Origin of the sequence: Shewanella sp. KJ2020, assembly GCF_024197625.1 — a bacterium.
Lineage (GTDB): Bacteria > Pseudomonadota > Gammaproteobacteria > Enterobacterales > Shewanellaceae > Shewanella.
On sequence record NZ_JAKUKD010000004.1, the window covers coordinates 1 to 24,318 of the forward strand.

At 40.3% G+C, this 24,318-nt stretch carries 22 protein-coding genes and 3 pseudogenes; 12 read left to right on the forward strand and 13 right to left on the reverse strand.

What is annotated here, in order from left to right; translation table 11 throughout:
- The 3 genes from MJO46_RS02135 to MJO46_RS02145 all read left to right on the forward strand — a co-directional run.
- Nucleotides 1-756: DUF4007 family protein (locus MJO46_RS02135; RefSeq protein WP_253987912.1), on the forward strand; the 756-nt coding region annotated here is incomplete at its 5' end.
- A 2-nt stretch (nt 757-758) separates the two neighbouring features.
- Nucleotides 759-4,091: a hypothetical protein gene (locus MJO46_RS02140; RefSeq protein WP_253987913.1), complete on the forward strand. Its 3,333-nt coding sequence runs from the start codon at nt 759-761 to the stop codon at nt 4,089-4,091.
- A 22-nt stretch (nt 4,092-4,113) separates the two neighbouring features.
- Nucleotides 4,114-5,037, forward strand: coding sequence for a phosphoadenosine phosphosulfate reductase family protein (locus MJO46_RS02145; protein WP_218678034.1), 924 nt, complete (start codon nt 4,114-4,116; stop codon nt 5,035-5,037).
- 240 nt (nt 5,038-5,277) lie between these two features.
- On the opposite strand, the gene MJO46_RS02150 is transcribed toward MJO46_RS02145, so the two are convergent.
- The 6 genes and pseudogenes from MJO46_RS02150 to MJO46_RS02175 all read right to left on the reverse strand — a co-directional run bounded on the left by MJO46_RS02150 (nt 5,278) and on the right by MJO46_RS02175 (nt 10,958).
- On the reverse strand, nt 5,278-5,979 hold the full coding sequence (locus MJO46_RS02150; RefSeq protein WP_253987914.1) for a hypothetical protein: 702 nt from the start codon (nt 5,977-5,979) through the stop codon (nt 5,278-5,280).
- Nucleotides 5,976-7,019, reverse strand: coding sequence for a YafY family protein (locus MJO46_RS02155; RefSeq protein WP_253987915.1), 1,044 nt, complete (start codon nt 7,017-7,019; stop codon nt 5,976-5,978). Before MJO46_RS02155 ends, MJO46_RS02150 begins: the two co-directional genes overlap by 4 nt.
- 26 nt (nt 7,020-7,045) lie before the next feature.
- Nucleotides 7,046-8,002: a hypothetical protein gene (locus tag MJO46_RS02160; RefSeq protein WP_253987916.1), complete on the reverse strand. Its 957-nt coding sequence runs from the start codon at nt 8,000-8,002 to the stop codon at nt 7,046-7,048.
- A gap of 146 nt (nt 8,003-8,148) precedes the next feature.
- A pseudogene (locus tag MJO46_RS02165) lies at nt 8,149-8,274 on the reverse strand (helix-turn-helix transcriptional regulator); the annotation flags it as partial.
- A 79-nt stretch (nt 8,275-8,353) separates the two neighbouring features.
- Nucleotides 8,354-10,528 (reverse strand): VIT domain-containing protein, encoded by a 2,175-nt coding sequence (locus tag MJO46_RS02170; RefSeq protein ID WP_253987917.1) that lies wholly within the window; start codon nt 10,526-10,528, stop codon nt 8,354-8,356.
- Nucleotides 10,506-10,958: a MerR family transcriptional regulator gene (locus tag MJO46_RS02175; protein ID WP_188872169.1), complete on the reverse strand. Its 453-nt coding sequence runs from the start codon at nt 10,956-10,958 to the stop codon at nt 10,506-10,508. Before MJO46_RS02175 ends, MJO46_RS02170 begins: the two co-directional genes overlap by 23 nt.
- 338 nt (nt 10,959-11,296) lie before the next feature.
- Between MJO46_RS02175 and radC the strand changes: the two genes are divergently transcribed.
- The 8 genes and pseudogenes from radC to MJO46_RS02215 all read left to right on the forward strand — a co-directional run bounded on the left by radC (nt 11,297) and on the right by MJO46_RS02215 (nt 16,010).
- The gene (gene radC / locus MJO46_RS02180; RefSeq protein WP_253987918.1) at nt 11,297-11,803 is read left to right on the forward strand and encodes a DNA repair protein RadC; all 507 of its coding nucleotides are present in this window, start codon (nt 11,297-11,299) and stop codon (nt 11,801-11,803) included.
- A 40-nt stretch (nt 11,804-11,843) separates the two neighbouring features.
- Complete coding sequence (locus tag MJO46_RS02185; protein ID WP_253987919.1) at nt 11,844-12,206, forward strand: hypothetical protein; 363 nt, start codon at nt 11,844-11,846, stop codon at nt 12,204-12,206.
- 139 nt (nt 12,207-12,345) lie between these two features.
- A pseudogene (locus MJO46_RS02190) lies at nt 12,346-12,702 on the forward strand (type IV toxin-antitoxin system YeeU family antitoxin).
- A 245-nt stretch (nt 12,703-12,947) separates the two neighbouring features.
- Nucleotides 12,948-13,361, forward strand: coding sequence for a DUF2787 domain-containing protein (locus MJO46_RS02195; RefSeq protein WP_253987920.1), 414 nt, complete (start codon nt 12,948-12,950; stop codon nt 13,359-13,361).
- Nucleotides 13,362-13,554: 193 nt separating this feature from the next.
- Nucleotides 13,555-13,962, forward strand: a complete 408-nt coding sequence (locus tag MJO46_RS02200) for a DUF2787 domain-containing protein (protein ID WP_253987921.1) — start codon at nt 13,555-13,557, stop codon at nt 13,960-13,962.
- A 108-nt stretch (nt 13,963-14,070) separates the two neighbouring features.
- Complete coding sequence (locus tag MJO46_RS02205) at nt 14,071-14,637, forward strand: site-specific integrase (RefSeq protein WP_028760122.1); 567 nt, start codon at nt 14,071-14,073, stop codon at nt 14,635-14,637.
- A 79-nt stretch (nt 14,638-14,716) separates the two neighbouring features.
- On the forward strand, nt 14,717-15,439 hold the full coding sequence (locus MJO46_RS02210; protein ID WP_253987922.1) for a lecithin retinol acyltransferase family protein: 723 nt from the start codon (nt 14,717-14,719) through the stop codon (nt 15,437-15,439).
- 286 nt (nt 15,440-15,725) lie between these two features.
- The gene (locus MJO46_RS02215) at nt 15,726-16,010 is read left to right on the forward strand and encodes a CopG family ribbon-helix-helix protein (protein WP_253987923.1); all 285 of its coding nucleotides are present in this window, start codon (nt 15,726-15,728) and stop codon (nt 16,008-16,010) included.
- A gap of 172 nt (nt 16,011-16,182) precedes the next feature.
- Here MJO46_RS02215 and MJO46_RS02220 read toward each other — a convergent pair whose 3' ends face one another.
- From MJO46_RS02220 to MJO46_RS02235, 4 genes are all read right to left on the reverse strand, one after another.
- Nucleotides 16,183-16,845, reverse strand: coding sequence for an inovirus Gp2 family protein (locus MJO46_RS02220; RefSeq protein WP_253987924.1), 663 nt, complete (start codon nt 16,843-16,845; stop codon nt 16,183-16,185).
- Between the two features lie 343 nt (nt 16,846-17,188).
- Nucleotides 17,189-18,709 (reverse strand): YfjI family protein, encoded by a 1,521-nt coding sequence (locus tag MJO46_RS02225; protein ID WP_253987925.1) that lies wholly within the window; start codon nt 18,707-18,709, stop codon nt 17,189-17,191.
- An 18-nt stretch (nt 18,710-18,727) separates the two neighbouring features.
- Nucleotides 18,728-18,943 (reverse strand): AlpA family phage regulatory protein, encoded by a 216-nt coding sequence (locus MJO46_RS02230; RefSeq protein ID WP_253987926.1) that lies wholly within the window; start codon nt 18,941-18,943, stop codon nt 18,728-18,730.
- 123 nt (nt 18,944-19,066) lie between these two features.
- The gene (locus MJO46_RS02235; protein WP_253987927.1) at nt 19,067-20,107 is read right to left on the reverse strand and encodes a hypothetical protein; all 1,041 of its coding nucleotides are present in this window, start codon (nt 20,105-20,107) and stop codon (nt 19,067-19,069) included.
- A 210-nt stretch (nt 20,108-20,317) separates the two neighbouring features.
- Between MJO46_RS02235 and MJO46_RS02240 the strand changes: the two are divergent.
- Nucleotides 20,318-20,454: pseudogene (locus MJO46_RS02240) on the forward strand (IS5/IS1182 family transposase); the annotation flags it as partial.
- Between the two features lie 404 nt (nt 20,455-20,858).
- Here MJO46_RS02240 and rsgA read toward each other — a convergent pair.
- The 3 genes from rsgA to MJO46_RS02255 form a co-directional block, all read right to left on the reverse strand.
- Nucleotides 20,859-21,899, reverse strand: a complete 1,041-nt coding sequence (gene rsgA, locus MJO46_RS02245) for a ribosome small subunit-dependent GTPase A (protein ID WP_253987928.1) — start codon at nt 21,897-21,899, stop codon at nt 20,859-20,861.
- Between the two features lie 739 nt (nt 21,900-22,638).
- Complete coding sequence (locus MJO46_RS02250; RefSeq protein WP_253987929.1) at nt 22,639-23,673, reverse strand: transposase; 1,035 nt, start codon at nt 23,671-23,673, stop codon at nt 22,639-22,641.
- A 177-nt stretch (nt 23,674-23,850) separates the two neighbouring features.
- Nucleotides 23,851-24,291, reverse strand: coding sequence for a hypothetical protein (locus MJO46_RS02255; RefSeq protein ID WP_253987930.1), 441 nt, complete (start codon nt 24,289-24,291; stop codon nt 23,851-23,853).
- Between the last annotated feature and the right edge of the window lie 27 nt (nt 24,292-24,318).

A 24,318-nucleotide genomic window follows, 5' to 3' on the forward strand; every position in this document is an offset into this window, starting at 1 on the left:
GATAGTACAAAAAACACTCATGATGTAGAACTAACTCCCTTAGCGAAGGCCTTGTTTGTCGGCGAAGCGGGTGTAGATCCGTTTGATGAATTTATTGAAAAAATTGGAACCGTTTGGTTACTACATTGGCTGGCTCAAAGTATTCCGGTGAGTGGTGCAGAACTTAATACTGCTAGGTGGTTTTTCAACTATTTCAATGGTGTGAAAACAGATAAACTACAGTTAGCAAGAGACATAAAGTTGTCTTTGTCTAATCATGATAAAACAATAAATGATGCAACATTGAATAAGGATATTGATTGTTTCTATCAAACTTACACGTCTCGTCAGACTACAACTGGTAAGTCAAATGAGGACAGCTTTACATCTCCTTTCAGTGAGTTAGGTTTGATTGTTCAAGTAGACTCGAAACATTATCTATCAGAACTGTCAGATAGAAAATCTTTACCCGATGAAGTATTCGTCTACGCATTGATTGATTATATACAGAGAAAACAATTAGATAGTAATAAAATCAAAGTAGCTAATGAAGTCACTTTCTCTTTTGAGAACCTACTTAATGGTATTGGTTCACCAGGACGCATTTTTCGTCTTACCTCTTCAGGATTAAGTGACAAATTAGATGCAGCAGAGCGTATCACTAATGGAGAGCTCACATGGACCGACACTCAAGGGTTAAGACAACTTCAGCAAAATTTCAATGATATTCACGCGTTAGATCCAATTGATTACCTAGATAAGTATTACCAGAGATGATTATGACCTTAGCAGAACAATACTCCATCGCAGTACGGCACCAACGCTCCACACGCGTAGATAGCGATCTCAGTGCTGAATTTTTCTCTGGTTTAGTGTATCACGGTACAGCTCAAACAGCCCTAGAGGCACTTATTAGACAATACTCGCAGGCAAATCAAAAAGCATTCACTTTAACTGGCCCCTATGGTTCTGGTAAGTCAACGATAGCCTTGCTACTTACAGGGCTTTTGCATTCAGATAATACTATTCGCAAAGCAGCCATAAGTGTTCTAAACAGCGGATCCAACTCATTACTCCAAAAATCCATTTCTGTTGTTAAAGGATGGTTGCAGATTCGCTCAGTAGGCGGCACTAGCTCACCAGTTGAAACCTTTTGGAATGCAACGCTAATAGCTTTACAAGAGCACCCAAATACTGCATCGCTATATAAAAAATATCAAACCAAAAAACCTGAAAACGAATCAGAACTAATTCAATATTTAGAAGTGGTGTTCAGTGATGCAAGAGTATTCGTAGACGGTGTTTTAGTTATTGCAGATGAGATGGGCAAAACGCTTGAGTTCATTAATAAGAACAAAGGCGAATTACATCTATTTCAAGATCTTGCAGAGGTGTTATCTCGAATAGAAACACCAGTGATTTTTTTAGGACTATTACATCAATCGTTCAGCGAATACGCTAAAGAGCGAGGAACTAAACTCCAAGAAGAATGGGGAAAAATTCAAGGTCGCTATACAGATATCTTATATAGTGTTTCGACAGATGAAACTGTTGCATTAATCGCTCAATCAATTATTCCGACTAAATCATCGGTTCCTGATGATACTCCGTATGTTGATTTAGTCTTAAATGCACTGGATGACACAGATGGCAGGAAAGCACAATTAAAAGAACGACTAAAAAAAACAGTACCATTGCATCCATTAGTTGCTCTTTTACTTGGTCCAATTTCTAAACGACGTTTCAGCCAAAACGAACGCAGCACCTTTGGTTTTTTGAATTCTTATGAGCAAAACAGCTTTCAATTGTTTTTGCGAAATAACGTTGAACACAATGCACGCTATTCACTTCACCATCTTTGGGACTATCTTGAAGCAAACTTAGAATTTGCGATATTAGGGTCTCCTGATGGTCATGCTTGGGCTGAAGCATCTGAGGTTATTAATCGAGTTGATGTAAGTGAAGAAACGTTAAATATATTAAAATCCATAGCACTTATTAATTTATTTGGAAAAACTGCAAAATTATATGCTACAAATGAGTTAATTCAGGCTGCTTCCTGCATGAAGAGCAAGCAAGAAGTTGAAGCTCACTTAGATATTTTAAAAAATGCCTCGGCGATTATCTTCAGAAAACATCAATCTGCATGGGTTATATTTGAAGGTAGTGATCTCAACATTGCAGTTCTTTTAGAGAAAAAGTTGTTGCAATTAAAAGATAATGATGTTGCTGCTATTGAGAATATTCAATTCTCTCACCAAATTATGGCAAAAGCACATTATCATCTAAAAGGCTCAATGCGTTGGTGTGAACAGCGAATTTCATCGAGTATAGATTTATTAGATTTCCCTAACCTAAAGTCGCCTAAGGGCGGTGAGTTTGGTAATTTTATACTGCTCTTACAACCTCCACTTAGTACGACTTTGGATAGTATTACAACTAAATACCATAACATCGCACTTGCTGTAGCTAAGAACTCCGATGATATTGCGACATATGCTAAAGAGTTGTATGCATTACAGTTATTAAAAGCAGACAAAGAAATCGGTCCAGAAATACAGCATGATCGAGTAGCTTTGAAAGAGTATGAAAGTCGTTTAGCTGATTGTAATAAATTACTCACAGCTGCTATTGAAGAAGGATTTTACAAATCTTCTTGGAGTGTTCGCGGAAAAACACACGCTAGCTCAACAGCACTGAGTGAGCATGCTAGTATGTTAGCGGATGAACTATATTCTTCTTGCCCCAAAATCCTTAATGAATTAGTTAACCGAAACAAAATATCAGGTACGGCCGTAGCTGCTCGCAAGAAATTATTAGAAGCAATGCTTGACTGCTCTGATAAAGAAAACTTAGGAATTCCAGGTTTCCCACCTGAAAAATCAATGTATATCAGCTGTTTAAAAAATACCAATTTACATTGGTATAATGGTAGGCATTGGGAGTGGACAACAGCGCACGCTTCTTATGAGCTAAAAAAGCTTTTCGATTTTACCACTAAATTACTTAAGGAACGCGTAGGTAAAAAAGTTAATCTTGGTGAAATTGAGATGCATTGGTTCTCTAAGCCATACGGTATTAGTAGTGGTGTATATCCAATTCTACTTTTTGCCTACTTAAAATCATTAGGTCAAGATATCGCATTCTATGAAAAAGCCATATCAGGTGATTTTGAGTTTATAGCTGAACCAGACATCGATTACGTACAAAAGCTTCAAAAATCCCCTAAAGAGCTCGCTGTTAAATTTGTAGTGTTAGAGGATAAGGATAAGGAATGGGTGCAACACTTAGCAAGTTTTGCTTCATCAATATCTTCCCAGGTTATTAAGACAAATGTGCTCGCAGTAGCTACACCATTGGTGACAACTATTCATAATCTGCCTAATTGGGTTAAAAGTGCGAACAATCTCATCTCTAATGATGAGCATACTAATAAAATTGTACTTAGATTACGTGATACGCTACTGCAAGCTAATGATCCACATGAACTATTAATCACCCAAATTGTTGATATCATAGATCCAACCCAATCATTATCCTTTAGCCAAAGAATTGATTCACTTGAACGTTATATTAACGTTTTGACATCTTCACATGAAAAGATGCTCGAAAAAATTAATGCTAAAGTCAAACAATACTTCCCTATAAAAGGTGAAGAGCTTGTGACCATGTGTCAATTAGTAGAAAATAAATCAAGTGATATTCGACTAAAATCTTTTGCTAGAGATTTATCGCAGAGCCAAGAGTTTGGTGTTAAATGGTTGGAAGCTTTAATTTCAGTCGTAATAGGTCGAGGCCTACAAAATTGGACAGAAATTGCGCTACAATCAGCGGAACAAAAGATAAGTGAGTTTTCCCAAAACTTTTTACGAGTAATTAAGAGCTATCAAAATTCTGAACAAAAAATGCCGTTAGCTAACTCAAGAAATATTTCCCTTATATGGGAAAATGAGAATGGCGAGATGGTAACTCTTTCTAAGGAAATAATATTAAGTAACATTGACGTTAAGCAATCACTTAAAGTTGAAATCAATCAAAAGCTTGCTCAATTAAATGAATTTGAAAAAATTGAGTTCCTTAAAGACATGCTTCAGGAAGCGCTAGAAGCGTAACTAAGGGTAATTGGTTTAAGTTATGAATAATCAAAGAAAAGTTAAACACGTCCTAGGGCTTTCTGGTGGTAAAGATAGTGCTGCTTTAGCAATCTACATGGCTAGAGAGTATCCAGAGATTGATATTGACTACTTTTTTACTGACACAGGATACGAGCTTCCTGAAGTCTATGAATTTATTGATGAACTAGAAAGTCTATTAGGTAAACCAATATTGAGGCTGAATCATAAAGAGCGTTCGGTTAATAATGAAGTAAGAGTCTTTGATAAGTTACTGGCAGAACATAATAACTTCTTACCATCGGGCCGTCAGCGCTGGTGTACTATCAAGATGAAGTTAGAACCCTTCGAGAAGTGGATTAATCCACTTTTGAAAGATGGTTATGAAGTCTTCTCCTACGTAGGAATTCGCGCCGATGAGCCATGGCGTGATGGATTTATTCCAAATGAAGCGCAAAAAAATCTTCAAATCAAAATGCCATTTGCCGATGATGGTATTAAACGAGCAGGTGTTATATCTATACTCGAAAGTGCGGGCATAGGTTTACCCAAATACTACGAATGGCGCTCTCGCTCCGGCTGTACCTTTTGTTTTTTCCAACGAAAAATCGAATGGGTACGCCTTATGGAGCGCTATCCCGAAGCTTTTGAAGAAGCTAAAGCCTATGAAAAACAGGCTGAAACCAGTGCTAATGGTGAAACTTTCTATTGGATGGGTCCTAACGAACCTTTGACCTCTCTAGAGGATCCTGAACGGATCGCACAAATTAAAGAAAACCATGAGAAAAATATTGCTAGGTTTGAGAAGAAAAAAGCTAGAGAGCGAAATCGTCGCTTAGGTTTACATGCAATGGTCGATGAAAGCCAAATAATTGATACTTTATATATGGACGAAATTTACGATGATTTAGAAGGAGGCGGTGCTTGTGTTACTTGTTACAAGTAATTCTTTCGTAAGAATACGTGAATGACTTATGTTATATGTGTTAGTTCAGACTAGATCTGACACATTTTCTAGAGAAGATGAGAGTTACCCATTTCGACGAAAATGTCGGAGCTTTACACAGTAAAAAGGTAACTCTCATACTAAATCATTATAAATTTATTCAGCTCAATCTTTTATTCGTTGGAACAATATACACAACTACGAGGCATTTCCGGACTATAAGCGCCTCTTGGTAAAAGATTAGCGCGGTTTATATTCGAGTACTCTCTTACGGTTCGGCTTAGCTTTTACTCTCCCGAAATCAGCATTAATGTATGTGAATTTTTCTAAGTACTCACAATTCAGTCTTGTTGGCTCCTCTACCAATTCTCCTTCATCATTTTTTGAGAATGCTTGGGCACGGAGAAAACATTTACAGTTACCAACAGAAAACTCAATAACTGAATCATCAATACGACCATCTTTGGCCGTATTCTGTTTATCTAACTGCTTGATTGTTAAAACCAGCTCCAATAGGTACGCATCTTTTGACTCATAGCGTTCTAATTCCTGCAAAAAGTACGCTTCATCCCCCTCTGAAAATAAACATCCACGCTTACGAACCTCATCTAATGGCATTTCTTCCATCAGGTAGGGATGGCTATGCATATTACCCAGGCGGTAGTAGCCCAACTGCTCTGCAAGCTGCTCTTTTAAGTCTTCAACTTCACTAAGGTTTTCAACAGAACCACTTGCCATTTTGGCGGAAGTATCAACAGAGACAAACTGGATTAAGTTATGATATTCCCCCTTATCCTCATTGATTTCAACGTCACCGTACAGCGAAGCATGAAATTCAATGCCACTGCGCTTTTTGCCTCCATGCTTAATAACAAAGGCTTCGAAGCCATTGAGTAACATTTGGGTCAAAGCATCCTGAGTAACTTCTACAATATGGTTCATTCTTCATCCTTTTTTGAATATAACGCTAGTGCGCTGTCTAATTGCTTAATTATGCTTGCTCTCAAACTTTCTGGTTCCATCACTTCAACATTGGCAGCGTGCGACATAATCCACCAGCGCAGTTGCCAGCTATCAATAACGGTGGCGGTTAATAAACACCATTCATCATCAATTTTGCTAAGCTGCATATCGTCGCTTAACGGTTGTTCTTCAAGGTGATCGGCTTGCTGCACCTTCACTTTTGCTTTAAAGGTTATTAAACCCACAGAACCTTCACTGGTGAATTGCATGCCACCAGTATCGAGATAGGTTTGTAGGTTAAAATCTCGTTTTAGATTCGCTTCGCCATAAAGCTCTGCAGCTAGCATACGATGCATGGCAAACCGGCGCACATCTGTATGCTTCCCAACTATTGCCAGTAGATACAGCACTTGGCCTCGCAGCACTAATGCTAAAGGAGCTAGTTGGTAAGATTTAGGCTCAGACTGGTGAATAGGTTGATAACTCACCTCAAGCTGCTGTTCGCGTAACACAGCATTTTGTACTCGTTCCAACACCTGTTCATCAATAGCGGGCGGCGAGCAGGAAAGGTCTGGCTCAATACTGGCAAATTTTTGGGACCAATTAGCCAATGTTTTTGATTTCGATAGCGTACTTGCTGCTAGTGTAAATTGCGACTCTAGTCCCTTAAATAACAACTTAGGTAGCAACGACGTCAGCGAGCTTTGCACCAACAGCAGTGAAATACTGTCTGAAAATGAGAGCCCAGTCATCAGCTCAGTACGACTATCACGTTGCCAATACCAGCGCACCTGGTGGCCGTCTCTATCGCATTGCAGTGGGAAAAGATCTGCCAAAAATGCAAGATCACGTTGAATAGTCCGCTGCGTCTGGTCTACCCCTTCAGACGTCAAATAATTGCGAAGCTCTTCGGTTGTCTTACGCTCTGCAGTTCTTGAGAGATATTTCAAGATCATCCATTGACGATGAACTGTATTCACCGTTTTACTTGGGCACTTTAAACCATCCTTGTTTGTCATCTATCGTTCTCTGTGTCCAAACTTTCTTATATTGGGTTTATCAAAGGCAATTTCCCAAAACATTGCAAGTATTCAGCTTTAGTATGTGAACAACCTATCAAGCCATCACTCGGATACAACTCGTCAAAATAACGCACTAAAGCTTCTCCCTCACGCATGCTGAAGAGAGTTCTACTACAGAGAAATAAAAACGCTTCGGGCACAATATGACGCATCAGTTCGAATAGAAACCAAGGGTCAGCATTACGCAGGTATAACTCTTGCACATAACGTTGAAAATAGGGCTCAAAGTAGTCATATGATGCCGGGAAATATAATGGCACTGTTGCCAAAGCACGGATAAGAGGACTTTTGGGGTAGTACTCATTTACCACTGTCGCCGCCATAAATAATTCTGCAAAGTAGCAATCAAACTTTCGGTCTCTTTTCGTTCTGAACCGAACTTTACCTTGCGCTAGACCATTTTCTAGTGCCGCAGAAGCGAACCAATCTGCCTCCTGCCAACGACGCTTGTCACCTCGAAAACGGCGGTTAAGCCTTTCACATCGACAGAGGTATTGATCCAACACGGTTTCAGCGGCAGTGATCAATGCTGCAGGGGTGGCATCATTTCCAGCAAAGCTACCACTCTGTATATGACGCTTTAGCGAGATATTATCTTCCAAAAATAAAGTGTACAGTCGCTGTAGTAGCGGCTGGGAAAATTTGAAGTATGAGGCCGAATAGATTATGTCTTTTTTCAACCATGTCGCTAAACCCTGTAAGGGTTTTGACCACGAGATTACAAACAGCCGCATTAACAGAAGGCTGTCAAAGTACTCGTTTTCAAACTCTTGCGATCTCCAGTCATAAATAGCCGAAAAATCATCACTTTCTTGGAGAAAAATTATCGGATTATGAGAGGTTAACTCCAAACCATCCCACCCCTTAACAAAATCATTAAAAACATAATTGAACAGCTCATCCCAATACTGACTCATCATAGCGTTTACCCCTAAATGCCAAATGATGCTGCAACTAAAGCAACATCCTGAGCAATATGATGCTAGCTTTAACGTCAAATGGTGTCGTCAATATCAGTCTAAAGATAAAATTTTGAGAGAAAATTAATGTTACTTTTACAGCAAATTTAACAAGATGGGGAACGATTTGAGGTCGCTCCATCCCTCTGCGCGATCCTTTCCAAAATCCACTCCTGCACTTCGCTTTCAACCCATGCAACAGATCTACTGCTCAGCTTCACTGCTTTGGGGAAATCATAGAAAAGGTTTTCTCCCAACAGATTGATTGTAATGACTATTTAGTATATGCCGGGCGAAAAGGCTTTTTACCTTTCAACTACCAGTGAGATGCAAGGCTAGATTAGCGCGAATATCTATCGCAATGTCGGGATCAACTTGATCAATAACATGTTGTTGCTGTAACCAATGCCTTAACTTTCGACCAGTTCTTCCAGCATTAGAAACTTCAAGAAATGCTAGTAAGATTTCAAACACTAGAAGTTTTTCCGGTATGTCAGGATAAAAATTCATATCAATCATCAAGATTTTCTGCAAATCAATGCCTAATGATTTAATACAAGCAAAACTCAATTCCAACGAACCATTGGACGCAGCTTTGTTGAAAATCTTTAGCCAATTGGCGATTGCAGTCATATCACTATCAACTGGTTCAGCAATATCATCTACAAACGTTACGTCCTGTTTGCGTAGAAATGCTGGGATATCAAGGCAATCAAGCACTGAACTGCTATACACTGGCGCTGCAAAACAAGGAGATACAACCCCTGCCACTGAGCCAAACCCCGCTTCACCCGCTGCACGAGTGTGCCTTATAGTTCGCAACTCCGGTAAACCGTCAGCTTTTTGGTCACGCACGGCGACCAACACACAGCAGGTTTGCTCACAAAGCAAACTATACTTAACGGCAATTTCCTCAGGATCCTTGCTGCTCGACAATCTTTGGTAAGCAGCCAGACGTGACAGAGTTCCAGTACCAATCCCTCGAAAATGTCTTACCGGGATTACCTGATTTTGCTGCATAATTTCAATATTCACGTTGGTTTTTGGTGATATTTCGGTCTCAGATGTGGCATAGCATTGATATCCATCACCCGTAAACAGTAACTGTTTATCAACTTGCTTATTAATTGGTATCGGCCAATGTATTTTAAGATCTGTTATCTCTGGCTGACGGCATCGTTTAAATTGTCCCACAATCGCATCTGCCATCGACTCGTTTGGGGATACATAGATGGCTGAAGCGCCAGTACTGCGCGACAATTTATTCAGAAAAGCTTCGTTTACTGCAGAACCCACGCCCACACTGAATAATCGTATATTTGCTTTTGTTGCATCCGCGATTATTGCCGCGGTATCCCACACTTCACCATCAGTGATCAGCAACATTTGCGTCGCAAATTCTGCATGCCGTCCAGTTTTGCGAGCCAAGTTTAATGCTGCTGCAATTTCAGTTCCCCCCATGTTTGCATCTAGCTGGTTGATGTATGCATGAAGTTTTGCAAGATGCTCACTATCGGCAGGAACAGGGGATGGAAACAAACTTTGTGCTTGAGACCCAAAGGAGATGATGTTGAACCAGTCTGATGGCTTGAGAAGTGTTTTAATTGCGACAAAGGCCTTACGCACCTGTTCAATGGCATCTCCGCACATTGAACCTGAACGGTCAACAATAAACTGGAAGCACTGAGCTGACTCATTGTGGTTATCTGAGGATGGTAATAGCAGGTTGGCGCAGTACTGCAACCCAAAAGCACTCTTTTCAACTAGAATTTCGCCAGTAAATGAAGGTAATGCTTCTAGTGTAATTATGATGTCCCTATCAGGAATAACCCTATCCCCTGATAAAATTAAAGAATTCTCTTCTCGTTTTACTGTTAATGAATGACTTGGACTGGTAACTAATGAGGAAGATAATTCACCATTAACCGTCAGATTAAATGTTAAGCGTGCGCCATTATCTAGTGTGTGCTCAATCTGTTGATAATCTTGTAAATTTGCTGATCGCTGATGTCCGTAACGGTCACCAATTGTACACGGAAAATAAAACCGCAGTTTACGGTCTTGCCAGTTCAGGACTTGGGCATATTGAATAGAAATGGTAACGTCATCATTAGGTAGCAAATTACCAACATTGAGACAATATAACCCATCATTCAACCGCTCCAGTAATACTGCACTGTCACCTTCTGCTATGGCACCTTCGTATTTATCAGTTCCGATAGCTTTTGGCGTCACTTCACCTGTGAACTGACGCTCACCAATCGCCATAGATAACCCTAAAATGACCGCATCTAGTGGTAACGTAAATGAGAATATGGCTTCAATAGGGCAAGTTTCACGATTTACAAATTCGTGAACCAATTCGACTTCACTGATAGCTCCATTCAGTTGCGCATTAACTAAACTGTGCTTTAAAACAATGTCATGATTAAACCCAAATCCTTCAGAATTACCTAGCGCTATGTTATTCATCACATTGTTGTTCATTTTCCACCCCACCATTATTTTTAGGCAAAGAGCACTGCATAACCTGCTGATAGCTACTTACCATTGCAGGAACTAACATCCTTAACTGCTCACTACTCACACCTGCCGCAACTGGGTCAATCATTAGTGTCAGCCCTTGGCCCAGATACAAATGACTAATTACACGCATGTCCCCTGCTTTGGGTTGCATATCAGGCAACTCAGGTTCATTTGCATAATTCAGTAATTCTTGAATTCGCTCTAAAGACAGCCCCGCACTTTGCCAACGTTTAATTTTTAGCAATTGCTCAACATGTTCTGTGTCGTACCAGGCTCCACGACCAGCGCCATGAGGCCCTTTAATCAGCCCCTTTTGCAGATAAAACCTGATCGTTCTAACTGGAAAGTCGAGCAATCTTGCCAGATCGCTGATGCCATATTTTTCTTGCATCCTGTACCTCCATTTAAACTTCATATAAATGTATACACCAATGATGTATAGATCAAGTGTAATGAATAATATTTTTTATGACGTTTGAATCAATAGAGAAAAAATTACCAATTAGGATAGGTTGGTTGGTTAGCTTCAAACTCTACGGTGACCTATGTTCTTTCTGGTATTAAAATTTTTCTATGTAATATCTAAACCCACCTTATTTAAAGCTTTTTTGATATAGCATCATGACATTGACCACTTCATTAATGCTTATCTATTACACTTTTTCCAAATACTTTCAGATATATATCACTCCTGTGCATAAGCCCATAAACGCTTTAAAGGAGCCTGATATGTCAACAAAAGCGACGCACACCAAAACTGAACCAAACCACTCGATAGACCAGCCGATCAACCAGTGGCCGCAGACTGCCGAAGCGATCCTAGCCTCTGCCGCCAATATCATTGCCGAGCGCTATGTGAAGAAGGACGCCTATACCAATCCACAGGCCACTAAGGATTTTTTAACTTACAAACTCGGTGGTTATGAGCGGGAGGTGTTTGCGGTGATGCTACTCGATAATCAACATCAATTACTCGAATTTAAAGAGTTGTTCTTTGGCACGTTAGATGCGGCCAGTGTTTATCCACGAGAAGTGGTTAAGGCGGTGTTGGCTGTCAATGCCGCTGCGGTGATTTTTGCCCATAACCATCCCTCCGGTGAGTCTGAACCTTCAATGGCAGATAAGCACATCACTCAACGGTTAACCGATGCGTTAGCGCTTATCGATGTACGTGTGCTTGATCATATCGTGGTTGGCCGCACGCCAGTGTCCTTTGCTGAGTGCGGCTTACTCTAGCCAACGTTTAAACCTGCTACGCCTTTTTAAGGAGTCCATCATGATTGAATTTACTGATAGCTTTTCACAGGCCTGTGTTGCCGAAGCCTGCGCCGCGTTTCCTGAACTGCGTAACCGTTTAGCGGTTGAGCTGATTTTGCCGATGTTTGTGCGGCCACTTAATGCCATGGGCCAAGTGATTGGCAAGCCGATTGTGGCACCGAATCCAAAGCTACATAAAACCGTATTGAGTGTGTTTCACCGTGATGTGGTTGAACACTTACCCAAGGAAATTGCCTTTTGCCGCTATGCTTGCCCCTGTGACAGTTATGGTGTGCCTATAGGAGAATGGCAACGGGTGATCAATGGCGTGTACTTTAACCATGGCAGTAATGAACAGCCTAATTGGAGTGTACATACCTAAAGACCGTTACCTGTCATCACCCACTCCACTAGTCGGCTGTATTAACCGCTCTAACTAGCACTGGTATTTATCACTGCTCTCGCTAGTCAGCTAACGAGCACCCTACTCCCTAAAGTTCTTTTCAACCATTGAGGTCACTATGACAACCCTAAAACTTTTCGATATTGAGCACGCCTGGGGCTTACCCCGTAAAGTATCTCCCCGCTTTGGTGCAAGGCTGATTTTACGTGGTCTGCACTTGGATTATCTCCATGACCGTGCAAGCTTTGTTGGTGAATTTCCACCAGCAATTAAACAACAATTTGTCGATGCCTTTCCCGCGATGGTTAAACAGCTTGAGCGGCTGGTGGCCACCGGCGAGATTGATGCTACTGAGCAGCACTGAGTGAGCATTGAACACGCAGGCTTTACCTGTGAGGCCGATACCTTAGGCAGCCATGGCTATTTGTATATTGCGATTTATCAAACCGAAACTAAACCAAAGCTAAGCCACTGACCACCAGCAACCTCGCCCTCACTCGATAACCCGTTCATTATCGTAAGCCAGTACTAATCCGTTAAACATAACCACCAAGCTTTAGTCTCCCAGCTCAAAAGCTTTAGCAAGTAGCCCTTAGCGACTCACATTAAACCGCTTAGCCAACACTCGTTCTATTAACCAAACCGCATAGACAACAAGAGCCAAGGCGTTACTGCGCCTTGACTCTTGCATATGCACGTATATCAAACAAGGAATATCCCATGACATTAACTATCAAGCGTAATCAACTGCCAGCGATGCCCGATCGTTTTTACCAAGTGATTGAAAAGGAACTGGCCAACGTCGATCCAAAAGATACCAACGCCATCACCCTTAATTTTCGCGATCCCGACTACAGCGCCGAAGCGGGTGGCTTTCATCCCGTCGAAGTGCGGCTTGAGAAACAACAAGATCACTGGCGTTTAGTCTACGTTACCGACTTTGCTTTTCGTGGCCATCCCTTCCCTGAACTGGTTAAAGACATCGATATCTGCTTTAACAGCAAGCAGGTCTATAGCCTATTTAGTGGCTGGATTACTGAGCGGGAATCACAGGGACTGATTAAGTTGTTTAGCGATAACTTTATCAGTTACTACCAGATGGAAGCCTATCAAGTGCAGGTGAGCTTGGATTAACTCGCCTCGCCCTCATTTTGTGCGAACATCCTAACCATATCTACCGGTTTCAGTTCTACCCTAATCAAAGAGCTAAGCCCATCACACCCGCGCCCTTGTAACCTAAATCATTACGACAAGCCCCTGTCGTTAACAACAACCAACCTCGCCCGCAACGCCCGTCGTTAGCGGGCTTTTTGTTTTGGAGTCCACCATGAACATCTACCGCGAAACCATCCTGCCACTGCCAGAGCCTTTTTATGAGTTGTTAGAACGGCAACTGGCCGCACTCAATAACCCGAGTCTCAACATCGTCACCCTAAACTACCGCGATCCCGACTACAGTGCTGAGAGAGGTGGTTATCACCCAGTGGAGATCAACCTCTACCGCCAGGGGGATTGCTGGTATCTCAATTACTTCACCGACTTTGCTTACTGCGGCGGCCCCTTCTCTGAGCTTGAGAAAGAAATGGAAGTGCTGTTTCAGGAGAAGCAGGTCTACAACAGCTTCTTTGGTCGCTGTTACCTCGAGCAAGCCGACAGCTTAGTGAAGTTGCTGCTGGAGAACTTCTGTAACTACGTCGAGATGGAAATCTACCAAGTTCAAGTCAGCGCCGACTGAACTTGGTGCCCACAAAGGTATTTTGGGAACCAAGCAATGCATACCCGATGCGGGTTGGCGATGTGCTGGTGCCCACATTCATCACATAGCTAATTGAGGGAACCCAGCATGAACGAAGTCGAAGCGGTCAAGAACCGCGACACCATCAAGCTTATCAGTTACCTGCTCGAACGTCACTTTGGTCAGCAGATGGCGGATGTCTGGAATATCGGCCTTAACCTGGCCCTTAGGATCTCTGACTTACTAGCCATCAAGTTCAGCGATATCGACGGCGACCGCTTAAATATCATTGAGCAAAAGACCGGTAAACGCGCCAGCATCAAGCTCAACCCGAAGACGCTGGCGTTGATTGAGGCGATCCACCAGCGTCACCCTGAGCATATCTACCTATTCCAATCCCACCGCTCGAGCCAAGCCAAGGACCGGCAGGCCCCCGCGAAACCACTGACACGGCGCGCGGTCGCCAAAGCATTTGCCTTTGTCGGTGACGATATCAAGTTAGCCCTGGGGACGCACTCGATGCGAAAAACCCGCGGCTATCACCTGTATCAAGCCTGCAAAGACATTGGCCGGGTGATGCGCATGCTGCGGCATCAATCGGAAGCGGTCACCCTGCGTTATATCGGCATTACTCAGCAGCAAATCGATAAGGACTTTGTCGAGCTGGAAATCTGAGTCAATCAGCACGCCCTATTCAACCCATTAGCAGATGCGACCTAGGGGTATCTGCGTTGTTTTTCTTGGAGTCCATACCATGTATACATTTCAACCCGGTGATCATCTGGTCACCAATATCGATCCGCTTGGCTTAACCGAACACCATGGCCTGTATGTGGGTCATGGCCATGTGATCCACTTATCTAAACAGGGCATCATCGAAGAAATTGATCTGCAGCAATTTGCTGGTGGCCATAGGGTTAGAGTAAAGAAGTCCACGCTGTTTCCCCATCAGGCCATTGAGCTTGCACGCAGTCAACTGGGTCACAGCCCATACGGCGTTGCCACCAACAATTGCGAGCACTTCGTTAATGAATGCTTAGCGGGAACCAGTACCTCCAACCAAGTCAGTAATCTTACCCACATTGCGCTGCAAGGCTCTGCCAGAGCAGGCTTACTGGGGAGGAGCGCGTCAAAGCTTGCCACGGGGACTGTCGCAAACGTCGTATTAGCCTCTACCGCCATCAAAATGACCGGTGAATACCTTGGGCTACCCGATAACGTCAACACGCTGCTAGGTACACCTGGAGATCTTGTGGCTAAACCTGCAGAATCCCTATTAAAAGGCACCAGCCAAACTCTAGGTGAAAGTTATGCTTGCTTACGCCAAGGTGAGATAACTGATGCGGGGATCAAACTCGTCACCGGCAGTGTAGAAACTGGCTTAAACACCGTGTTGACGACAGCAGAAGTGGGCATCAATGGCGTAAAAGCCGGTGCTGAGCTGATAGCCGATGCATGGCATTGGTTAAGATCATGATGTTTCACCTGCAATATTGAGAGTACTCAGTCACCCATTACCCAAACCCTATAAACGAAGCGGCACAACTCGCCGCTATCGTTTTTATTCCTCTTACCTACGCTGATGATTCACCTGATACCTAGGTAATATGTGTCCCTGTTAAGCGATACAAATTACCATTCTAATATCTTTGAGCTTATGGTGTTACTCGCGCAGACGAGCAAACCATGTAATCATTATTTTTTGTACCACGTTATGCTTAGGTATTACCTAGTAGTACTAAGCATTACTTTTGGAGTCACAGATGAGCACAACCAACCCCGTGTCGGTTAAATTAGATGCTGATATGAAAGCCAGAGTCGAGCATTTAGCCAAAAATCGTAAACGTTCACCACACTGGGTGATGCGTGAAGCAGTCCGTGTATACGTAGAAAGAGAAGAGAAACGCGAGGCGTTGCAGCAAGAAGCGTTACGCGCATGGGAAGAACACCAGACATCAGGCTTGCATGTCACCGGTGACGAAGTGGTTAATTGGCTGGAGTCCTGGGGAAGTGAAAATGAAAAGGCAGCCCCTACATGCCACAAATAGTCTTCACTGCCACTGCATTAGCTGATTTAGAGCGCTTAGATGAATTTGTTCGCAGTAAAATTATCACAATGGCATAACTGGTCAACGCCCCCATTACTAATATCATTTACAAAATGGAAAACAATTCACTCGTATATTGCTAACAAAACTAATTCAGAATTATGAATGGCCTCTATTTGATGTCTGGCGTCCGACTACAACCATAATGATGTCGTCTATCACCATAGTGTTTACTATCCACTTTAGCAAAATAACTTAAGCGTATAAATAAGACTCGTAATTCAAAAGCTTTAGTAAAAGGCAAAATTTTATCCAAAAAATAACAGGAATGCTTTGGAATATGAACTAAACCTTGCGCATTAATTGATTTTATCGCTAATGCACTCGCCCAAGCTTTAACGATTCGATTATACATATTAGATCTACCAAGTTCAAACTTACCTAAACTTCTGTAGGCGTTTCCATTAAAAAACAAACAAAGATGGTAGTGTGGTTTATTATGTTCTCCAGTTTCATGCACCCATATATACAGTACATCGCTTTTATGTACAAACCCGTCTGAATGTTTAGTTTTTGCAATATAATCTGCCTTAACTTGTGCTTTCAATGATTCGATAAATCGAGTAATTACACTATTATCATATGACTCATATTCATCGGAAAGTCTCAAGTCAACCCTTACAGCGAAAACCTTTGAGTACATGATTAATGCCTGATTGATAACTCTATAATTTTTAATCAGATATTCCTCATACACTCCATCTTTAAATCTTAAGATAGATAGTCCACAATACTCATTACAAAGCAATATATTTAAATTTCTGTTTTTAAACATAAAACCCCAAATACAACCATATAAAATATTAATTAAAAACACTGTCTCAGTAAAATGTAAAGTAAAAGACAATCAACAAAAAATTAGTTTATACTCGACAAGATATCAGCCCAAACCTAAAACAGTTATTCACAAATTTGATACATCTTATCAAGTTGCAAACCAACTAAATAAACAGTTTAGATAATTGTAATATAATTAATACCCTAGAATAAACCTAGAAAAAACTCACCACCAAACACCTAGATTTGTACTTAAAAAAGCTAAACCAAGTCAAAAAAATCAACATAAAACACAATAGTAATTTAAAAGTTAACTCTGAATTTATATTCAACACAATCAATTAAAACAATGAAATACTTTTTATATTTTGAGATGCGAGATCACTTGATAACATATCCTGATTAAAATCAATCAAAGGCCATAAGTCTATAATTTTTGTTTTATCACAATCAAACACTGAAATTATCCCCTTTGAAACCAATTCATCCACAGCCATATTTAAAGAAGCGCTTTTTCTTAACCTAATTGGTCCATACTGTAGAACAGTATTCTTCTTTACATACCTACCACCTTTTTTCTTAAATATATCCAGCCAAAATAGCAAATCATTACTTAATACAACATTTAAAGGTGGCGGACAAAAATGTAGCATAAAATTAAATGAATAATAACTCATTAATTTAATTGCCAAATATAATGCATCGACTGAGATTTTAGAATCTAAAGAATGTTCAAAATAATGAATCAATGCTGCAACTCTTGCTACATTTTCTGCCAATTTAGAGGCATGATCTTTAGCATTTTCATAAATCCCACCAGGAGCCATTTTAACTTCAATATCATTATATATTTTTAACCAAATATCCTTTGCTTCATCAGAAAATTCAACCAAATGACGACTTAGAGGTATATTGTTTAGAAAATCCTCAATTTTTTTATGAAAGATTGTTATAAATTCCTCTGCAAACTTAATTCCAGTCGCCTGCCGGTAACCACTTACTGGCGGAGGAAAACAGACTAAAAATCGACTTAAATAGCCATTGTCTCTTACTGCACCCTGAGATTTCTGCATGAATCGCATAAAAGTGTGAGTCTGAATCATGATATGAGTCGTCAATCTAACATCTGAAAGTGTATAGGAATTAGTGGTTTTTCTTGCTACATTGACATCATCACCGCTCCAGATAGAATTAAGATAGGGCGTAGTTGACTCTGAAAACATGTTGATTAACACACCTCCCTCACTTGATCCAAGATATGCATTGGGCGAGTCATATTTGAGTCCAGACATAAGTGCCTCTACAGTACTATCCTCATAAATAATTATGAATGATTTTGGTATTTCAGGTTTTTGCTTTTCGTGCTCGAGTAACTCATGTAATCCTTCTTCAACTCCGCTCTCTGGTCCTCTAAACAACTTTCTTTTAATTTTTTCAGTTTTAATATCATGACTTTTTTTGTAAAACTCATATCTTTTTAAATTTTCAAGATAAAATTTCTCTTTTTTTAGCTGGAAATTTTTAACACCTTTATTTAATAATTTTTCCACAGTAGATTTGCGTTCACCTGAATCCGCGCAGGTTAATAAGTTAAGAGAGACAGGACAAATGTTACCTGTGGGTAATTCAACATTAATATGCCCCTGTAGAGCTGTTGCCACAGCAGCTAGACAAGCACTAATGATTAAATAATTTGATGCCTGAGTAATTAACGAGCATTCTTTTATCGCTCTTCCCAAAATACTTTCCACTCCTACATCAGGACAAATACCATCAGGTATAGGAAACTTACCCTTGAAATAATCTTGGTTAATTGGCGCGTCAAACTCTAAATTTTTCATCCGTGGGACAATGCGTTTCATATAAAGTCTCCTTATACATTACTTTTGAGTTCTGACTGATTTAAGCCATGATTCTATCTCGCCAAAATACCAACCAACAGCCCTAGGCCCAAGTGATACTTTTTTGGGAAACGTATGGTCATATCGAGGAGATTTCGGGTTTTGTTTGTCGTATATAGTAGACCGTGATAGTCCAGTTAACTTAATAACATTAGCAAGCCTAACGATTGAATAACTCGGATTACTGTCAAGCATAATCGCCTCCTTAGCATGTAAGTTTCGAAGGTGACTATAGGTTTTTTAAAGATAGAGGAAAAGGGAGGATGGGGATAGAAATCACTCCCCAAACAAGTTTAAAAATTTGATTTTAAATAATTTTTAATCACCCTGCTTTTTTATTCTTATCATAATTTCTGCATATTTTACATTGTCCTCAGAGAAACCTAGATCACTAAAAAAAGCTTGAATCGATTGATTCACCTTGGCGATAGCACCAGTGTCACTATTAACACCATATGTATTTAACGCTTTGACTAAAAAGGGGAATTTACAATTTGGATTAATATTATTAAGTGGCTCTGCAGTAATCTTTTTCCCTTTAGGACTAGGGCTTAGAAAGTATGCCGCAACATCGGCTTTTTTGCCCGAGTAACCTAATGTACGCTCAATTTTTGCAGCTAAATCTTTAGATTTCATCGTTGATTTACAATTATTCGCAAACAATTGGTAACCCAACACGGCAAGTTGATCAAGTTCCGTCAATTGACGCAGTTCTATAGGTATGAAATAGGGGCTATCATCAGGGATAGCGTTTAAATCATTAACTATATAACTTTCAATATCTGACTCAAATACATATAGTGAATCAAAGTCGACGTCAATGTGAACGCTATTGTTTTCTATATCACTGTATTTATTGTAGGAATTAACTGACTTGTCAGTAAATAGCATTTTACCATGTTTAATCGATTCTAGATAAGGTAAGCTAAATATTTTAAAATTATTGACCTCTGACGTCAGAAGCATTTTTGTTGCGAAATTAAATTTACCATTTTCGTCATAAGCCATTACAACATTCACTTCATTAATTGGTATCGATTTAGATTTTACCAATGTAATAATTTGACTTCTTTTTAAAAAACCATAGCATACACATTTCACTAGTTCTAAAGTAGATATTGCATTTCTCTCTTCATTTCTTTTTTCTATTATCTTATCGTATCCATGATAAATTTCCGGTTGTTTAAGACGTTTAGAAAAGCTTTTAAAAATTTCATCTCTATAAAGTAATACATGCCATACATTCTTATTAGCAGGAACAATAAAAAATATTGGCTTATCATTATCAACTAAATGTCTAATGACCGATTCTCTGCCTTCGCGTAATTTTAGAGACGATAATTTGACTACAACCCTCATAGAGCTCACCTTCAACATTGCATGCTATTTCTGCTATTAGTAGCAGAAATAGCATGCAATATGGTAATGATTTTTAACAAATAAAGGCTTTTTTCTAAATCGGTAAACTAAAACTGTAGCAGCGGCTCTGATAGGTTTCCCAAATCAACTTCTGCTGAATCGCCACTTCTTCGCTATAAATGACTGGAAATATAATTCAATCAAGCTTTAATCAACCAAAGTTCGCTTACCTTATGGGTTAATGAAGATGAGGATACAATTACTAAGTGGAAAGCCAAGGTCGAGCCGCCCAATAAAGGTCGCCCTCGAGAGTTTACGACTTAATCATGACCACTGCACTGATGATCCCATGAAAGAGATTGTTAGCAACCACTAAGTCACGAGTTCAGACCTGCATGTTTAGTCATTAACATGCAGAAATCGCTTGTTTACGTGCAGTTCGCCACTACTTCACTAGACATCAGTGTGCTTAATGTTGCATTGACTTACAATGTCACAGAATTAATCAACGACGCTAGTATGTAGCCCCAGAAAAGCTTATGCATTTTAATATGTATTAAAGTGCAGAAATCACGAGTTTACGTGCATATTTGAGTATTTTCGAATCAGATTACTTGATTATGTCGATAAACTTCCCTTATTTACGCAAAGCTGCGGAAATAGTCAAATTCATAACTTAAACAATTCAAAATGAGTGAGCATTTAATCATATCAATATAAGCAGCCCCCAAAAGGGGCTGCATATAAATCATTAATCAAAGCATTTTCTGGCTTTTAGAGATTTAACTGACTTAACCATCTTGGTAAATTGTCGCTCTTGTACCCGTCTCTCATGAAGTGACGCAGTGTTTCGAACCTTTTCATCATTCAACTTTTGGTAGTTAGTTAAACGTCTTTCCTCTAGCACTCCTTGCAAAATAGCCTTCTGCACCGCACAGTCCGGTTCAGTAGTATGTTGGCAATTATTGAAACGACATTGTGTAGCAAGCAAATCTATATCAGCAAAAGTACGGCGTATACCCTCATCACAATCTATCATTTGCAGTTCACGCATCCCAGGAGTATCAATCACTACCGCACCATCGGGAATAAAATGCATTGAACGTGATGTTGTTGTGTGTCTACCTTTGCTATCATCAATTCGTATCGCTGCTGTTTTCTGTACTAAATTGCCAGCCAACGTATTGACTAACGTAGACTTACCTACACCTGAAGAACCGACTACGGCCAAAGTATTACCTGCTTTACACCACTGTTTCAGTAAGATACAGCAACGATTGTCAAGCGCATTAACCACTTCAACCATTAGCATTGAATCCAGTTGCTTTACCTGTTGTAGAAAAGGTTCAATATCAGAGCATTGATCCATCTTTGTCAATACTAGTAATGGCTCTGCGCCAGCCTCATGAATCAACGTCAAATAACGTTCTATACGGCTTAAATTAAAGTCATGATTTAACGAGCTGACAATGATGACCGTATCTACGTTGGCAGCAATTAATTGCTCAGTAAGTTGACTACCGGCGGCTTTACGTTTGAACAATGATTTTCTTGCTAACAAACGAATAAAGCCGAACTCAGCATCTAAAAGCAGCCAATCACCAATAGTTACTTGCGGCAAAGACTGATTCGCGGCCAAATGGAAAGGTCCATTTACTGAAATCAGATCATAGCCGCTACGGTGGTGTGCTGTTACGCGAGCGATTATTGTATTTTCAAATTCCTGAAGATTTAGTTGTTGCTGAAAAAAGGCTTGCCACCCTAATTGGCGCAAGGTTAAGGGTAAATTCATATCATTTCCTTCTGCGCACAGTTAAAACTTATGCGCACCATAAAAATGGTTAGGAACTCTGGAAAAGATCGAGGTAAACCAAAAAATTTGGTATTCAGAGATCCCGGTAAGCTAACACCGGGCAAAGGCAGGTTAAATTAATAAAGGTAAAAGTCTAACTTACGCCTCAGCCTTCGCCGGGTGGGTAATTGTTACAATCATTAAACTCTCCTTCTACATCTAAAACATCTTGTACGATTCTAAAAATGTTGTACTGCAAAAGCCACAACGATGCGAACAAAAAATTAACTAGTTGAATAGAAACGATGCTTAGTAACCCTCCGCTACTTTACCAGACGACTTCTAGCCCCATAACAACACAACTGAAATGCAACAACAGTGTCAGATCTAGTCTTAACTAATACATTTTAATATGTAAACATGCAAAAACCGCGTGTTTACGCGCATTTTTTAGCTGTTTTCGAAGCGAATTGCTAGAGAATGTCGATAGTATTCACTTATGCACTTGAAACTGCATAAACATTCAGATTTTGACTCATCTCTGACTTCTTACTTGCTTAGGCGAACAGAAGCATGTCAACACACAACGAACACGAGATCTCTGAGCTTTATGCGTGAATCTATCTCTCACAGACAGATTCACGAGCTGACTTTGGGACAGAAGTGTGTTATGTTTTGCGCGAAATTATCTGCATTTCGGATAAACAAAAATAATCCTAAACGCTGAGTCGCGATGAACTTAAGGATGTAACGCTTGGCTTGATGCTTTGCCTTTACACCATTTCCCGCTGTTATGCTGCTTTTTAAACTCGCACATGCTATCCCATCGGCCACTTATGCCACTGTATTGACGGCGAAACTCTTTAGCAGAAGTAAGCCAAGTATCGGGCGCAATACCTAATTCATTGAGCAGTTTTGGTCGCTGATTATCGATATAACCTTTCTTATCAAGGCGAATCGCGCGGCCTGTCCAATCTATCAACTCAAGATAATCAGCAAAATGAAACGGAATGCCAGATTGCTGCCTTAGATGTGTTGAACCATCAAATTTGACGAGGGATTGGTGTGTTGTTTGCGGTCGTTTATTTGCGGATTGAGCCAATGTGTTAACTGAGGGTAAAGCGTTATCTTGCGGGGCTAGCGAGTTAATCCGCTCCTGAATCGATGTAAAATCAGAGGATTGCAAAGAGTCGGTAATGCCCGCCCTGATTGGATTTAAATCCACATACATCATGCAGGCCAGTAGTGCTTGCTCATCTAGCAGCGCTTGCGACTTAAACCGGCCTTCCCAAAACGCCCCTTTACACTCGTCTTCACGATTGGCCTTACGGGCAATTTCTTCATTTAAACAGCGCATAAACCAAGATATGCTGGATAAGCGCTCATGCCACTCAGTAAGTAAGCCATCAAGCAACATCACTTCACCGTCGATTAACGCATCACCATTCATATACTTAGTCGCGACAGCATGGCCCTTAGTGATTTGACACCAGCGGCTGATAATATCTTTTTGACTTAAGGATTTGGCCTTATCGACATCAATTTTAAGCACTAAATGATAGTGATTGTTCATCACGGCATAGGCACAGATATCAATACAGAAAATCGCAGATAATGCGTTGATTTTATCCACAATCCAGCCACGTCTATGTCCATAACTGCGACCTGTGAGTTTATCCTCGCCACATAAAAAAGCCCTACGAACACAGCGATTTATCACATGATAGAAAGGCGTCGCATTGGCATCAATTAACTGTCTTCTGGCCGAGGTCATCACAAGCTCCACACAGACAAAATCAGAGTGATTTAAAGCCTAGTAGAAGGTGTTGAAAAACACAAAAAGATCTGGCTGTCCCTGCTTTGACGACGATTAATGGGTGTAGCCGATCAGATCGTAGCTTCTTGATTTAGTTTCATCGATTTAAGCAACAAAGCCAATCCAGCCCTGACATTAGGAGGTTAACTCTTTAAGCGTTTGATATAATTCCAGCGGCTTATTAGTTCCAACTACGATTGAAACACCTGAGCGAAAGTCAATTTTAACTCCTTGGAAGCCTGATATATTGTATATAGTTCCTTCAGATGAAATTCGTACTCCCCAACCACAGTACCACTTATTTTTTACCATAGTCACTTTGTTAACATTTGAAAGATCAAACCTCTTTTTAAATAGACCAACTCCGTAACTTAGCGTTAGTTGTTTATCTTCAACACTCACTCTTAACTTGAAGGTCATTAAAAGTACAATACTTAATATAACTATTAAAATTATAAAGTCGTTTTCGCCTTTAAATTCTTGCATACCGAACTTGTTAAACGCAAAAACTGATGCCAAAGTAACGAAATAAATTATAAAAAAAGGATACCCTATTTGATTATTTAAGTAACGCATGAACAATTCTCCTTTATAACAAGTTTT

Excerpts from the sequence above, each read along its gene's own strand:
- MJO46_RS02255 (WP_253987930.1), bottom strand. The coding sequence starts at position 24,291 with ATGCGTTACTTAAATAATCAAATAGGGTATCCTTTTTTTATAATTTAT.
- MJO46_RS02175 (WP_188872169.1), bottom strand. The coding sequence starts at position 10,958 with ATGCAAGAAAAATATGGCATCAGCGATCTGGCAAGATTGCTCGACTTT.
- MJO46_RS02195 (WP_253987920.1), top strand. The coding sequence starts at position 12,948 with ATGACATTAACTATCAAGCGTAATCAACTGCCAGCGATGCCCGATCGT.
- radC (WP_253987918.1), top strand. The coding sequence starts at position 11,297 with ATGTCAACAAAAGCGACGCACACCAAAACTGAACCAAACCACTCGATA.
- MJO46_RS02150 (WP_253987914.1), bottom strand. The coding sequence starts at position 5,979 with ATGAACCATATTGTAGAAGTTACTCAGGATGCTTTGACCCAAATGTTA.
- MJO46_RS02200 (WP_253987921.1), top strand. The coding sequence starts at position 13,555 with ATGAACATCTACCGCGAAACCATCCTGCCACTGCCAGAGCCTTTTTAT.
- MJO46_RS02225 (WP_253987925.1), bottom strand. The coding sequence starts at position 18,709 with ATGAAACGCATTGTCCCACGGATGAAAAATTTAGAGTTTGACGCGCCA.
- MJO46_RS02160 (WP_253987916.1), bottom strand. The coding sequence starts at position 8,002 with ATGATGAGTCAGTATTGGGATGAGCTGTTCAATTATGTTTTTAATGAT.
- MJO46_RS02215 (WP_253987923.1), top strand. The coding sequence starts at position 15,726 with ATGAGCACAACCAACCCCGTGTCGGTTAAATTAGATGCTGATATGAAA.
- MJO46_RS02145 (WP_218678034.1), top strand. The coding sequence starts at position 4,114 with ATGAATAATCAAAGAAAAGTTAAACACGTCCTAGGGCTTTCTGGTGGT.
- MJO46_RS02140 (WP_253987913.1), top strand. The coding sequence starts at position 759 with ATGACCTTAGCAGAACAATACTCCATCGCAGTACGGCACCAACGCTCC.
- rsgA (WP_253987928.1), bottom strand. The coding sequence starts at position 21,899 with ATGAATTTACCCTTAACCTTGCGCCAATTAGGGTGGCAAGCCTTTTTT.
- MJO46_RS02170 (WP_253987917.1), bottom strand. The coding sequence starts at position 10,528 with ATGAACAACAATGTGATGAATAACATAGCGCTAGGTAATTCTGAAGGA.
- MJO46_RS02230 (WP_253987926.1), bottom strand. The coding sequence starts at position 18,943 with ATGCTTGACAGTAATCCGAGTTATTCAATCGTTAGGCTTGCTAATGTT.
- MJO46_RS02205 (WP_028760122.1), top strand. The coding sequence starts at position 14,071 with ATGAACGAAGTCGAAGCGGTCAAGAACCGCGACACCATCAAGCTTATC.
- MJO46_RS02220 (WP_253987924.1), bottom strand. The coding sequence starts at position 16,845 with ATGTTTAAAAACAGAAATTTAAATATATTGCTTTGTAATGAGTATTGT.
- MJO46_RS02250 (WP_253987929.1), bottom strand. The coding sequence starts at position 23,673 with ATGACCTCGGCCAGAAGACAGTTAATTGATGCCAATGCGACGCCTTTC.
- MJO46_RS02185 (WP_253987919.1), top strand. The coding sequence starts at position 11,844 with ATGATTGAATTTACTGATAGCTTTTCACAGGCCTGTGTTGCCGAAGCC.
- MJO46_RS02155 (WP_253987915.1), bottom strand. The coding sequence starts at position 7,019 with ATGACAAACAAGGATGGTTTAAAGTGCCCAAGTAAAACGGTGAATACA.
- MJO46_RS02235 (WP_253987927.1), bottom strand. The coding sequence starts at position 20,107 with ATGAGGGTTGTAGTCAAATTATCGTCTCTAAAATTACGCGAAGGCAGA.
- MJO46_RS02210 (WP_253987922.1), top strand. The coding sequence starts at position 14,717 with ATGTATACATTTCAACCCGGTGATCATCTGGTCACCAATATCGATCCG.